At 53.2% G+C, this 12327-nt stretch carries 19 protein-coding genes; 12 read left to right on the top strand and 7 right to left on the bottom strand.

Annotated features, from left to right (window positions below; genetic code table 11):
- Positions 1-287: 287 nt before the first annotated feature.
- The 6 genes from R5H23_RS01630 to R5H23_RS01605 form a co-directional block, all read right to left on the bottom strand.
- A complete protein-coding gene (locus R5H23_RS01630; protein WP_099182710.1) occupies positions 288-473 on the bottom strand; it encodes a hypothetical protein in 186 nt (61 codons plus the stop codon).
- Between the two features lie 510 nt (positions 474-983).
- Complete coding sequence (locus tag R5H23_RS01625) at positions 984-2495, bottom strand: DnaB-like helicase C-terminal domain-containing protein (RefSeq protein ID WP_317214069.1); 1512 nt, start codon at positions 2493-2495, stop codon at positions 984-986.
- The gene (locus R5H23_RS01620) at positions 2485-2691 is read right to left on the bottom strand and encodes a hypothetical protein (protein WP_317214068.1); all 207 of its coding nucleotides are present in this window, start codon (positions 2689-2691) and stop codon (positions 2485-2487) included. Before R5H23_RS01620 ends, R5H23_RS01625 begins: the two co-directional genes overlap by 11 nt.
- Positions 2688-3653, bottom strand: coding sequence for a helix-turn-helix domain-containing protein (locus R5H23_RS01615; protein WP_317214067.1), 966 nt, complete (start codon positions 3651-3653; stop codon positions 2688-2690). The genes R5H23_RS01620 and R5H23_RS01615 overlap by 4 nt, the downstream gene beginning before the upstream one ends.
- Positions 3650-3775, bottom strand: coding sequence for a hypothetical protein (locus tag R5H23_RS01610; protein ID WP_255494183.1), 126 nt, complete (start codon positions 3773-3775; stop codon positions 3650-3652). Before R5H23_RS01610 ends, R5H23_RS01615 begins: the two co-directional genes overlap by 4 nt.
- Entirely contained in the window at positions 3772-4095 is a 324-nt protein-coding gene (locus R5H23_RS01605; protein ID WP_317214066.1) for a hypothetical protein, read from the bottom strand. Before R5H23_RS01605 ends, R5H23_RS01610 begins: the two co-directional genes overlap by 4 nt.
- 62 nt (positions 4096-4157) lie before the next feature.
- Here R5H23_RS01605 and R5H23_RS01600 point away from each other — a divergent pair, with 62 nt between their 5' ends.
- Together R5H23_RS01600 and R5H23_RS01595 are read left to right on the top strand one after the other, a co-directional pair.
- The gene (locus R5H23_RS01600; RefSeq protein WP_317214065.1) at positions 4158-4472 is read left to right on the top strand and encodes a hypothetical protein; all 315 of its coding nucleotides are present in this window, start codon (positions 4158-4160) and stop codon (positions 4470-4472) included.
- A gap of 143 nt (positions 4473-4615) precedes the next feature.
- On the top strand, positions 4616-5119 hold the full coding sequence (locus R5H23_RS01595) for a hypothetical protein (protein ID WP_215767423.1): 504 nt from the start codon (positions 4616-4618) through the stop codon (positions 5117-5119).
- Between the two features lie 186 nt (positions 5120-5305).
- Here the strand turns inward: R5H23_RS01595 and R5H23_RS17090 are convergent, their stop codons facing one another.
- Positions 5306-5521 carry a carph-isopro domain-containing protein gene (locus R5H23_RS17090; protein ID WP_408874318.1) on the bottom strand — a complete coding sequence of 72 codons (216 nt, stop codon included), beginning with the start codon at positions 5519-5521 and terminating at the stop codon, positions 5306-5308.
- A gap of 102 nt (positions 5522-5623) precedes the next feature.
- On the opposite strand from R5H23_RS17090, the gene R5H23_RS01590 reads away from it, so the two are divergent.
- The 10 genes from R5H23_RS01590 to R5H23_RS01545 all read left to right on the top strand — a co-directional run bounded on the left by R5H23_RS01590 (position 5624) and on the right by R5H23_RS01545 (position 12211).
- Positions 5624-6211 carry a helix-turn-helix transcriptional regulator gene (locus tag R5H23_RS01590; protein ID WP_317214062.1) on the top strand — a complete coding sequence of 196 codons (588 nt, stop codon included), beginning with the start codon at positions 5624-5626 and terminating at the stop codon, positions 6209-6211.
- A 182-nt stretch (positions 6212-6393) separates the two neighbouring features.
- Entirely contained in the window at positions 6394-6552 is a 159-nt protein-coding gene (locus tag R5H23_RS01585; protein WP_317214060.1) for a hypothetical protein, read from the top strand.
- Between the two features lie 3 nt (positions 6553-6555).
- The gene (locus tag R5H23_RS01580) at positions 6556-6882 is read left to right on the top strand and encodes a hypothetical protein (RefSeq protein WP_317214058.1); all 327 of its coding nucleotides are present in this window, start codon (positions 6556-6558) and stop codon (positions 6880-6882) included.
- Positions 6879-7748 (top strand): ORF6N domain-containing protein, encoded by an 870-nt coding sequence (locus R5H23_RS01575; protein ID WP_317214056.1) that lies wholly within the window; start codon positions 6879-6881, stop codon positions 7746-7748. Before R5H23_RS01580 ends, R5H23_RS01575 begins: the two co-directional genes overlap by 4 nt.
- Positions 7749-7852: 104 nt before the next feature.
- Entirely contained in the window at positions 7853-8968 is a 1116-nt protein-coding gene (locus R5H23_RS01570) for a hypothetical protein (RefSeq protein WP_317214055.1), read from the top strand.
- Positions 8965-9225, top strand: coding sequence for a hypothetical protein (locus R5H23_RS01565; protein ID WP_317214053.1), 261 nt, complete (start codon positions 8965-8967; stop codon positions 9223-9225). Before R5H23_RS01570 ends, R5H23_RS01565 begins: the two co-directional genes overlap by 4 nt.
- Before the next feature lie 495 nt (positions 9226-9720).
- A complete protein-coding gene (locus R5H23_RS01560) occupies positions 9721-10044 on the top strand; it encodes a hypothetical protein (protein ID WP_317214051.1) in 324 nt (107 codons plus the stop codon).
- A complete protein-coding gene (locus R5H23_RS01555; protein WP_317214049.1) occupies positions 10041-10646 on the top strand; it encodes a hypothetical protein in 606 nt (201 codons plus the stop codon). The genes R5H23_RS01560 and R5H23_RS01555 overlap by 4 nt, the downstream gene beginning before the upstream one ends.
- On the top strand, positions 10643-10921 hold the full coding sequence (locus R5H23_RS01550; protein WP_317214047.1) for a hypothetical protein: 279 nt from the start codon (positions 10643-10645) through the stop codon (positions 10919-10921). Before R5H23_RS01555 ends, R5H23_RS01550 begins: the two co-directional genes overlap by 4 nt.
- 126 nt (positions 10922-11047) lie before the next feature.
- Positions 11048-12211, top strand: coding sequence for a site-specific integrase (locus tag R5H23_RS01545; RefSeq protein ID WP_317214045.1), 1164 nt, complete (start codon positions 11048-11050; stop codon positions 12209-12211).
- Positions 12212-12327: the final 116 nt, after the last annotated feature.

The raw sequence follows: 12327 nt of genomic DNA, 5'->3' as shown, positions 1-12327 counted from the left end.
CTTCAATTTCAATAACTATTGCGGCTGCAACTGGCCTAATTTCTATATCAATTCCATCTGAATATAATAGCTATTATTTACTAGAAAATATTTGCAAAATTTTTGGTATATTATATATATTAATAGTGAGCGCATCTTTAATTTCATTAAGACTTGGGTATATTATTTTCTTTCGTAAACTCTTTAAGTAATTTTCATAATTGAAAAATATTGTTTGTTTTTCAATTAATAAAATTGCTTTCTTACCCTAAACACATGGGGTGGCCTTGTAAGGCCACCCCGAACGATCAGCCCCAAGGGCGCTGAAGATCTGGAAACGCTTTCCCAGTCTTAATCTCGGAAATACGTCCGGGATTAACGTCGAAATCAGCCGCAATACGGTTCTGATATTCCTTCGTCGCAAGACGCGCGATGATAATCTGTGCGTCTAGATCAGTCAGTTTTTTCGACGGTTTTCGGTTGTTTTTGGTCATTGTGGGGACTCTTCTTTCTGATGAAGAAATGAAGAGCCGCCTTGACCGACACCGCTGCCAACGCGTAAGATTCACGCGCTAACGTAGCGTTAGGTGTTTCCACAGGCGGTTCAGACGCTCGTGGAATTAAAAGGGACGGGGGCTCAATCCCGTCCCTTTTTCGTATCTGCACCAAATGTAACTCACCTCATGCGCAAGCGCAACGTATTTTGCCGCACGGCGCGTTTTTCTGTTTAAGGCCTAAGACCTTAACTGACGATACTATGGCGCCTGTACAGCCAACCTAGAGCCTCTCAGAGGCACTCTAGAGCTTTGGCACCATTCTCTTTCACTTATCAGCGCTTACCCCCATTTATCCGCGGCTCCCCAAGTGGCGCATCCGCGGCCTTCATCCGAGTTCCTCCACACCTTCAGCAAGAGCCTGTCTGGCCATCCGTGCAGAGCGAACAACGGCCGCGATTTCCGCATCCGTCGGCTTCTGGCATTCAGTTTGCTTAGAGTGGGTTGGGATCACCAAGCCACGCCACGTTCTCCTTCAGACACATCCCGGAACCATGTTGCAGGGCCGTCGAACCACATATCTACAACACCGCCCATACCGCCCCGATTTTTGAGGATGAGAACCTCACCCTTACCCCGAGACCTTTCGAGAGCAGCTTCAAACTCGACTGCACGCTTTTGATAGGCCTGTTCACCTTCGTTCAAATTACGAACAACCTGTCCGTCGTGACCGAGGCGGAGCCGTAAAGCCGCTTCTTCTCGATAGACAGCCAGAATGCACCGCGCATCCTGCTCGATAGCGCCGCTGTCTCGAATATCGGCCATCCCTGGGCGCCGATCTTTGCGGTTTTCGGACTGTCGGTTGAGCTGCGAAAGGGCGAGCACAGGAACCTTCAGCTCCCGGGCCATGCGGGCAATCTCACCACTGATTTCCGTCACTTCGGCGACACGGTTACCAGAACGGCGGACGGCATCGCTTCCTCGCAAAAGACCGATGTAATCAATGACGACAAACTTCAGGCCGTCAGGCTCACGGGCCATGCGACGAGCACGAACGGCGATCTGCTGAACGCTCAACCCTTCACGATCATCAATAACAAGCGGGATCTTTCTCGCCGCCATACCAGCAGAAATGATACGCTCGAGCGTATGACGAGAGACTTTTTCAGGATGATTATCGCCCTCGATCATTCCGGTCAGAACGGTTTGCAGAGGTAGCCCGCATTTGGCCGAGATGGCACGAGCCATGAGCTCTTTGCTGTCCATCTCTCCAGACCAGTAAAGACCGCGGCCTTCCTGCAAAGCCATACGCACAGCAATACCCAAAGCGAGGGAAGATTTTCCCATAGCCGGGCGCCCAGCTAACACATACATGCCACCCGGGCGTAGGCCACGCAGGCGTTTGTTCAGTTCGGCATACCCGCAATCCAGACCAGACAGGAACGTGCCGGCTTTCCAAGATGCCTCCAGATCTCCAATGACCTCATGAGACGCCTGACTGGCTGTCTTAGCTTGTCGCGTTCCATCCACACCCGCAGAGAGACCCTGAAGCTGCTCCTGGAGCCGACTGATGATTGCGCTGGCATTGGCGTCTTCGGTTTCGTTCTCCGCGTTCAGAACCTTTTGAGCCATGCTTCTGAGGCTACGACGCATCGCAAGATCCACGATTTCACTAGCGTAGGAACGCAGCAAAGCATGAGGGCAGGGAATGCCATTGTTCATCGCCTCAAGTACGGCCTTCTGGGCCCCGTAGACGGCCAAAGCCTCGTTCGAAGAAAAGGCTTCCCTCATCGTGACCGGATCCACGCGTCGCCCGGCTTGGATAGCATTTCCAATCAGCCGATACATTTCCCCACGATGTAACGCCGAGAAATGTTCAGGACGCAGGATCTCAGCAATCGCATCAAAGTCCGGGTTCCGTAGCAGGATTGAGGACAAGACCGCGTTCTCAGCCTGAACACTCTCCAATGGGCGCAGGTACGTCGTGCAGAGATCCTGCAAGCCATGAAGATCAGCACTCATGGAGGCATTTCTCCTCGTGCTTTACAGCTCGCACGGCCATCGCCTGAGAGACCATCCGGATTTCCTTCAGGATCTGTTCATGATCAAAACTGTTAAGCTCCAACAGGCCCTGCCAGGCCTCCGTCAGAGCCTGAAGCGTGTGATCGTAGCGCTCCAGCGCCGTCCAATGCTGTGCAGTCCAGTGGGCCGGGCTCATGCCATCACTCCCATCTCGAAATCTTCACGCTTTGGCATGCGCCCACTTCCGCCGTCTGCGGCCCATTTTGCCCGGGCGGCAGCAAAAGCCTTCTGACCATCAGAGCCCATCCGGCGCTCTTGCTCGATCATCTCCAGGGCATCTGCCACGACGTCGTCCTCCCAACGTTCACCGTTGAGCCACGTGGCTGGCATGGGTCGGAAATCGCCTCGAGCTGTCGGCTCGGCAAAAGGATAAGCTTTCACAGCCGCCACGAGGCGTTCCAGCGAAACCTTCTTTCGGGCTTTGGCAAAGGCTGCCCTCGCAGTCTTTTTGCCATCTTTCCTTGGATAAGCCGCCCAGAACGCATCGAACTCTTGCGGATCACAAGCTCCTGCCCTGGAGGACGGCTTCCGCTCTCGGGAAGGCGAAGGCCCCGATGGTTCATCCGGGGAAGTGAGCTGAAGCTGATGGGCTCCGGATTTAAACTCACGGGTCTTGCTCGGAGCAAGGTCAGAATCGCCACTCGAAAACGTCGCCTCGGTGGAGGAACAAAAAGGAGGATATTGATAGTTCTTGATAGTTCTTGATGATTCGGGGGCCACACAGTCCGTTTTTTTGGCCTGTGAGTCCGTTTCAGCGGACCAATAGTCTGTTTTCGTGTCATCAGTTTCGGACTCACAGTCCGTTTTCCGGCCAGACTGTCCATCAAGAACGTCCTCGGGAACCTCCATTCCGACACTCAGAATGAACGTGTCGGAATGCTTTCCCGTCGTGACTGGCGCGATCAGACCAAGCTGCGTAAGCCACTTCTTGGAGCGACGAATTGCCCGCTCTGAAAGGCTCGTATGACGCATCAGACGGTCCATGCCTGGCCACGTCTCGCCCCTGTCATCAGCATGGTTCGCATACGCCAGCAGAACCATCTTGTGGGTGGCAGGAATAGGCAACGTGAAGGCCCAGTGGGTCGCAGCAATACTCACAGGCCAGCCCTCCGGCGCCATTCTTCGGCACGGGCAAGAGCAAGGGCGGCCTTGTCAGCCTGGGAGCGAGCAACCCAGCGCCAGTAAGCCGCCATTTTCTGACAGAACCATTTCCAGATCATGCAGCCTCGTTTCGCAACGCCTCTATGCGGGCGCGCAACAGATCGGCCTCAGCAGCGTGTCGGCGTGCCTCGGCTTCAAGGTGGGACGCGAAACGCGCACGGACGTCCAGCCACTCGGCGGCGGTCACGTTGCGGATTTCGCGATACAGGCAGGCACGGACGCGCCGCTCCGTCAGACCGAGCAGTCGCGCAGCCTCGTAAATCGCAGACTTGAAGCCAGCCTTACGGCGACTTTCTACAGTCTGGGATACGAGATCGGCGAACTCCTCGACTACAGCGGCTGTCATTCCCGCGCCCTTGGACAAAATACTCCACGGCATTGGATCACTCCTTCGACATGCTTCAGGGCGTTCAGACCAGTGAGCTTTGCAAAGGAGGGAAGGTGGAGAATGAAAAAGATCAGGATAGCGCCACGGAGGCGATGGAAGCCCTGGCCCGCATCGACGCGGCCATGGTCGGTCTGGCACGATTGCGAGCACAGGCCGGCGTGTACGAATATATTCCAGCCGCACGTCTTGCGACGCGGCTCACCGGGATAATCCTGCAGCCGACGCTGCTCGCAATCCAGCAGATCCCCCAGAGCCCAGCCGTGAACCGGGCACTGGAGGAGCTTCTGGTGGGATTGGAGAGAATGGGGGCGATCAGCGACCATGACGTCGAACGCCTTCCATCGCCACGCGGGCAATCAGACCCATGACCAGCGCATGCTGGACGTCACCGGAAGCCAGCCGATATGCTCGCATCAGGTCTTCCGTCCGGGAGGCAGGATTCGGCGATGAGCAGGCCTCTCGGATGAGCCTCTCTGCGTGTTGCATCGCCAGTGAAGGAGATGTGTCACGCATGGCCGACGGCCCGCTGGTTGCCGAAGAAATATGGCGTCCAATACTGGAAAAACTGAATGCGCATGCTTTTAAGGTCTTGTCGCGCGCGGATGAAATAGCACCGGGCGTCGAGCAAAACGCTTTCTTTCAAAACATGTGGTATCTGATTGAGCATAAGCTCGTGAAGGCCAACATGAAGCGCGCGAATTACGGACGCTTTCTTTGGTTTGGGCAGGCCGAAATTACGACAAAAGGAATGGACTTCCTTATGGCGGACGGCGGTCTGACAAAACGTCTGCGCACCATCACAGTGGAGCTCGACGCGCAAACCATCAAAGCTCTTCTTGTTGATCGTGTGGATGAGGCTGACGCAGATGTGGGAGAGAAGAGCAAGATTAAGCAAGCGATCCGCTCCCTTCCGGCCAGTGCGTTGACAAGCCTAACAGGGGAACTGGTGAAGCGGGGTTTGGGATCGGCTGCAGATCTAGTGCCGTGGCTCGAAAAAGCGCTTCACCATCTTTGATCCCGGAGAAAGTGAACGTCACTTCATGTGAGGTCACACCCAGGTCAATGCGTGTGCGAAAATCTGATTGCTGCGAGCATGGAGCCGGCACTGAGCACATCAAAAGCACACCGAAGGGCGTAGGCTCCATCCAGATCCTAGAAGGCATGAGCCATAAAGAGGGCAGGAAATGAGTTCCCGTTTTGTTCACTTCACATCCTCCAGTTGGAAGAAGTCGTTGGGCTCGAGATGTACAGGAGGATCCAAGCGTTTGGCGGCTTCAATGATCTGCGGGATGCGGTTGGAGGGGATATGACCGCGGTATCGCCATCCACATATAGATGGCGCCTTAATATTTAATATTTTGGCAAGGCTGGTCATACCACCGAACGCTCTAAGCAGAGTTTTGAAATCAATGTCCATAAAATGCTTATTAGCTAAATTAGCGATAAACCACAATGTATCAGCTAATCAATTTGGGTTTTTTTATGGAAAAATGAAAAATCAACGGAAGCGAGCTAATTTATGGAAATGATGAAGGCAAAAACAGTCGGACAACGAATAAAAGAAGCTCGCCTGCTCAGAAAAATGGGACAAGCAGAATTGGCCGCAGCCTTAACTGTTTCCGTCCCTACAATTAGCGAATGGGAGAATGACAAAAAAACCCCTTCAGTGGAGCGCAGGGAAGATATATGCAAGATACTTGATGTTAGTATGGAATATATATTCGGTGACTACATTAACGATAAAAATAAATATTTTGATTCGAAATACCCTTTTCTGGCTGGAATTTCTGGGGACATTACGGCGGAGAAAATTGATGACATTATGGAGTTGTTTATTATTGCGATAGGTGAGCCGAAGGGAAGAAATCAAGCCATAATAGAAGTGGTAGGTCAGTTGATTGAGATGATCAAAAATCAATCATCACCCGAATCCAATCTGGAAATTTGCGCAGTCATAGAAAGATTAGTTAATAAAAATCAAAAACTTTATGTCGACTTGCGTCAGGATTTCGAAGCCATAATCGCAAATGGCTATCTACCAAGCAATTTGCGTAAGACGCTCCCGTTGTCGAGCAGGAAAAGGCACAAGGCCTTAAAAAATAATTGACGCTAATTAAAGCTAATGTTAGCTAATTTCATCAGCCGCATGCTGATGGGGTTTCGCACCATACAAGCACGACACCATTAGCGCGGTTGAGACAGTCTTTTCAGGAAGACAAACGGCGGCAGGGCCCATCGCCAAACAGTCCCTGGCCGCCGTCGGTTTGAACCCACTGGAGCATGGAGATCATGCCAATGGATACGTGCGTCTATATCACTCCCGAATGGCGGGGTGCAAATGCCCTGCGTTGGGCAGTTCGTCTCGCCATCGCGCTCGAATATGGGCGCCCCGCTCTTGTGAGTGCCGCAATTTTCGCTGGCACGCTCTACGCCTTGTCAGGAGTGTAGGGGATGAGCAACCAGAAACTCTGGGAGGCCGCGAAGACGCATTCCATCTTCCGGGACGTTCCCACCACGACTATTGACGGCATCGAGTGCATTAGCGCGGAAGGGGTTGGAATTCTCACAGCCAACGCTGCCTTTCAGCAGTGCCACGCCATTCTGCATGCGCAAGCCTTTTGCGAAGAAAAGATCGGTGTATTTCGGCAGATGGCAGAGCGTGGCGGCTTCAATATTGACCACCAGGCTTCGGACCTTGAGCAATTAGCGTTAGAGGCAGCCACCAAGCGCCTCGAAGTCCTTTTCGGTCTGAACCTTCATAATGGAGGTACAGCATGACACAGGTTACAATTAACGACCGTGCTGTAGACGTAATCGCGTACGCCGATCAGCGTGTTGTCACGCTTGGAATGGTTGATGCTCTTCATGAACGTCCGGAAGGGACGGCACGGAGAAATTTCAACGCCAACAAGTCACACCTGATCGAGGGGGAAGATTACATTTCGGTTTGTGCGGACGAAATTCGTACGCGCAAACTGATGGATCTTTCTCCGAAGGCTCAGAGCGATATCACGCTCCTTACTGAGAGTGGATACCTCATGTTGGTGAAGTCCTTCACGGACGATCTGGCCTGGAGCGTTCAGCGTCAGTTGGTGAAGCAGTATTTCGGATCAAGCGTCGGTGGTCCGATCAGGGTCAAGTCAGCACCCCAACCAAAGCTGGCCGGAATGGGCCGCACCTTCGCTGACATGCGCCGCATCGCCAAGCTGATGAAACTGGATGACGCACAGGCTGCCATTCATGCCTCGCACGCCGTCGAGCGCCTGCATGGGATCAACCCGCTTGAAGTCATGAACATCCGGCGCATTGAAAGCCCAGCGCAGAAGCCGTTTTTCACGGTCAGCGATCTGGCGAAGCGGGAAGGGTGGCAGTCTGCACAATGGCTAAACAGAACGCTTCTCGCCATGGGGCTTCAGGAAAAATCCGGGAGTGATGACAATCCTTGGACAGCGACAGAAGCAGGCCAAACGTACAGTCGGCTGGAAGACACTCCAATCAAAGGCCGTCGTTCCAAGCAGATGCTTCTATGGTCGGCAGAAATTATCACGCTGGTTAAGCAGCATATCGCGCAAAGAGCCACGCCATACGCAGCTATCACAGCTACCGAGGATGCGGCTCTCGTCGGGGAAAGTACCGTGACGTGACCACTTTGCTTGCAAGGTACGCCGTCGTCACGTTGGCCATGGCCTCACCAACAGCACAATCCTGAAATTCACCGGCTGAGGCCGGATATCCGAGAGTTCGAGAAATGGTTGAAACCACCACACGCCCGAAGTGCGTCCAAAATTCGCCTGGTGTCATAACTGTCGAGGATCAACTCGACGCCGCGCTGACCTCAAAGCCGCGCACATTGGCCGATGCAGGTCGGGATTACGCTGAAGCATGGCGCCAATACGATTGCATGAATTGCTTAAGCGACGAACCACCTGAGGAGAAGGCAGCGCGTCTGAGGCAGGAAGCTATCGGCGCGGAAATCAGAGCAGGCCGACTCCCCATAGAAACTGCAGAAGACGCTATTGTGGATCTCATGTGCTGTGTCGACACATTGAGCGCCAGCATTGGTCCATCTGGCGTTGAACTTGTCCACTCAGTCCCGTTGCTTCAACGCCTGTTAAAGTTGACATCTTCTCTCGGAAGAATGAAAGGCGTCTCACTCAGTGAGCTAGGTGGCGAAGGTTTCTGCATCGATCAGAACGATACAACCGATATTCCTTACTATGAGAATTTTCTAACCCTTAAAGCACTAGAAGACGGTCTTGTTTTCCATGTGGCCCCAGATGGCAGCGTAGCAATTTATGGAGACGTCATGGCTGCACATCCGGACGTACTCAAGCAAATTGACGATTATGGGATCAAATACATTGGTGATCAGGCCAAAGCTCTTCTGTGTGAGCGGGATCATATGTTCCTGCCACGTGCGGGAAGTGCAGATGAACGTCTCAGAGGTAAGCATTGGTGGCTTTCTGAGGGGGCAGTAACCCGCAATAACACCCGCGTCTTGGAGCCGCTTCGCGTCAGCTTTGGTTCTCCTCAGAAGGACTGGCCAGCAGTTCAGAATGAAATGGAGATCATCAAACTCTGTGATCACGCGATTAACTTGGAACATCGTATTGCGGCGATGCTTGCGGAAGCGCCAGACAATGAGGAACGCACTAAGCCCCTAAATATCGAACGCATGGAAGCAGAAGCCCGCGTTCGAGAGCTGAATGCGACGACGCTGCCAGCGCAAAAAGCCCGGCTGCGCCTTCTAAACGAACGGCGCAGCTACAGCGGTTGCGAAAAGAACCATCCCGCTACGAATGAAATCGGTCTTTCAGACGCCATCCTTCGAGATTTCATCGCCATGATGGGAGAAGCCGCATGACCCAGGCTGACGACATTCGCATCACACCCAAAGGAATGGGCGCGCTGGTCGCCGAGATTACGGAAGGCGCTGGCGACCAAGCCTTCCTGTCTAAATACGAAGAAGTCTGTCGCAACTTGGTATCCCGTTGGAAATCCGAAGGGCACAGCCTCGAGCAAGTGCGGAAGTTTGCAATGCAATACGCTGAAGGGGCCACGATGCGTCGTGGTGAGCTAGCCAAAGGGGTGCGCGTCTCTCATCCGGAGGGGCTAACATGAAACCGTTGGACATACCCAAGCTCGTCAAAATCATGGCTATTGCCAACGACCCAAGTTCACCTGCAGGTGAACGTCAGGCAGCTCGTGCCAGAGCGGAGGCCATTGTAACTGCGGCTGGCTACGCTGCATCTGACACTGATGCATTGGCACGGACGGCTCCACGCTCATTCGAAGCATCAAACCCTTTTTCCGCCTTTGACGACGAAATGGAAAAGCGTGAACCTGGCTATAAAGCCAAGCGAGCAGCCGAACAGGCTGAGCGGCTTCGCAAGCGAAGTGAAGAACGGGCCCGAATTATCAGGACCTATGGCAGTAAAGAGGCTGCCAGAGCTCCGACAGCATTGGAAAAAATGGTTCTACAAGCCGTCCATCCCTTCATTCGTGTCAAAAAATGGCGGGAGGGTCGAGAGAGTGGTGAATATGAAACGCTACTTGGCTGGACGGCACATGATTTTTTCAAAGAGTGCCTTCCGCGGGTGCAGAAAGCCATTGAGAATGGCAATTCTGATGCCGACAAATGTTGCGGCGGCATGGGAGGAACTTTCTTTCTGGGAACTGCGCGAGGAAGAGCTGGACCATGTGGTAGGCGGAATAAATCCGCAGTTTTCTCCAGACTGGTACTTGGCGGATGCGTGTGCGCACCGACGAAACATCATCCGAGATCTGGTGGAGCACAAACTGCGCGCTCAGAATATTACGGAAATCCAAATCCGCCTTGAGCATCTGCATCATACGGGATGCCTGCATGATGAGAAGCCAGCGACTGCATTGATTGCAGACCTTGAAGCGCTTCGTGAGCGCTTGGAGTCACTCACATGATCAGCAATGTTACCTTTGGCTCAGGCGAACTTCACTCTGACGTGGCAAAGCACTCTTCCGAAGTTGATCACGCAGACATTGCTCGCCTGATATCGCTTGTGGAACGCCCTGAGCTCATTCAATCGATGGGAGAGTGTTCTGATGTTCTGAACTTTCTGGAATCAAAGATTGCATCTATCGAAGGCCAACTGGAAACTTCTCGGATTGCGGCGTCACAACGAGGAGCTAGTGACCACTATCTAGATTGGCACATTCGCGCGCATCATGCTTTGTCTGTATCACAGATGCAGCATCGTCGGGTTCTTAAACGCCGAGGCGTCTTGAACCACATTGAAGTTGAAAGCCGAAAAGATGTTCGCGCTTTCGAAGTCGAAACTCTGAAAAAGGAACAAGCTGATGCTGCAGCCCGACGCGCAGAGGCATCAGCCAGGAATGCTCAGACCCAACTCCAGATTGTTTCCGTCGCTGCTGAAAGGTTGGTGCATCGAAAAGTATGTCAGCTGGTTCAGCAAAAATTTGGCGAGGACGTTCATCGGGAGCTGTTCGATCAGGCCCGACGCACAACCGATACATCAGCCATAATTTCAGGCGCTCCAAAATGAGCATCTCAAATCCCTATATCTATGTTCAGTGGATGAATTCGCTCTGCTTGGTGCTCTCTATTATTGGAGGCGCTATTGTATTGATTTCCGTGTTCGCAGTTCTGCCGCGAGACAGAGAAATCTTTTGCTTCGTATTTGGTCAATTTTTATGCTGGTCAGGTGTTGTTCTCGGATTTTTTGCCGAACGCAGGAGTAAGAAGATCCTTGCACGCGAGATCGAGAAGATTAACGCAACATATCGATCCCCCATTTGCCAGGAGGGCGGCCGTGAGTGAGACGCTCGATGAAATAATGACCTTTCAGGACGTCCTAGACCGCCTGAAAGGCCGCATCGGCAAGACAAAGCTCAGGGAGCACCTAAGCCGCTTCCATGAGTTCCACGGAGGGCCCACACACCGCCGATGGGGCAGCCGTATTATCTTCTATCCGGCAGATTACAAACGCCTTCTGTTGAGCCTGGAAGGCCCCTTAAAGTCTACAAGCGCCCCAATTCAGAAACGCTCTATGTCCGTGGAACTGTCAAAGGACAGAGCATTTATGAAAGCACAGGAACTGCTAACCCGAGGCAGGCAGAAGAATACCGCGCAAAACGCGAAGCAGAACTCTGGCAAGAAGGCATCTATGGCAAACGCGCCGTTGTAACGTTTGCTCATGCTGTGACCGCTTATCTGGAGGCAGAGCCCAGGTCCGACTCGACCAAGGCTTACCTTCTCAGGCTTCTGGATCACTTCGGGACGATCCGCCTTTCGGACATCGACCAAACATCATTGGATCAGGCTTATCGGCATATCCTGCGGGATGGTGCCGAGGGCAGTCCTGCAACAAAGGTTCGATCTGTCCTTACTCCATTGCGGTCAGCTTTTGAATTTGCTGCCATTCGCAAGTGGTGTGACCGTCCCGCGTTCGACAAGCCGCGCATTCCGACGAACAGAACGATCTATTTGCGACCTGAGCAGGTGACGCGCCTTATCGAGTGCGCAGCACCCCATCTTCGGCCATTGCTGGTCTTCTTGTTCGGAACCGGAGCCAGAATGTCGGAGGCGCTGGAACTAGACTGGTCGAGCGTTGATCTGCGGGGCAAGAGGGCCGTTGTCTGGCAGAAGCAGGGGAACGAGCGACACATCGACCTTCCGGAACGAGTATGCGCTGCTTTAGCCGCACTACCCAATCGAGACGGACGAGTGTTTCGTCCTGTCCGTCCTCGCAAATCGCGAAGCGGGCAGGGCAAAGAGGTCGGCGATGCTTACTCTGAAAATGGTCGTACGAGCGGCGGACAGATTAAGGCAGGCTGGTCAGTCGCGTGTCACAAGGCCGGGCTGCCTGGAAAAATACGGACATGGGTTCCGAAAGGGAAACAGACAGAGCGTAATTTCTTTGTACCTGACGTCACGCCTCACGACGCTCGCCATACATGGGCGAGTTGGCAATACTGCATCCACAAGGATCTCATGCGACTGAGAGCAGACGGCGGCTGGGGAAACATCACGACGGTCACTCGATACGCCAAAGTGATGCCGGATGCCGACCGTGATGAGATCATGGAGTGGCTGGGGATAACTGCTTAAATGTGCAGAACTGGTGCAGTCCTCAATTGGACTGCGCTAAACCCATTGATAAACTGCCATTTTTTGTGAGCGCGCAACTACCTTGACATGGTAGGGGTCACAGGTTCAATCCCTGT

The sequence above is a fragment of the Gluconobacter sp. GP1 genome (assembly GCF_032913585.1).
Taxonomy (GTDB): domain Bacteria; phylum Pseudomonadota; class Alphaproteobacteria; order Acetobacterales; family Acetobacteraceae; genus Gluconobacter; species Gluconobacter cerinus.
Note: the sequence above shows the minus strand (reverse complement) of the source record. Positions and strands in the feature narration are given on the sequence as shown.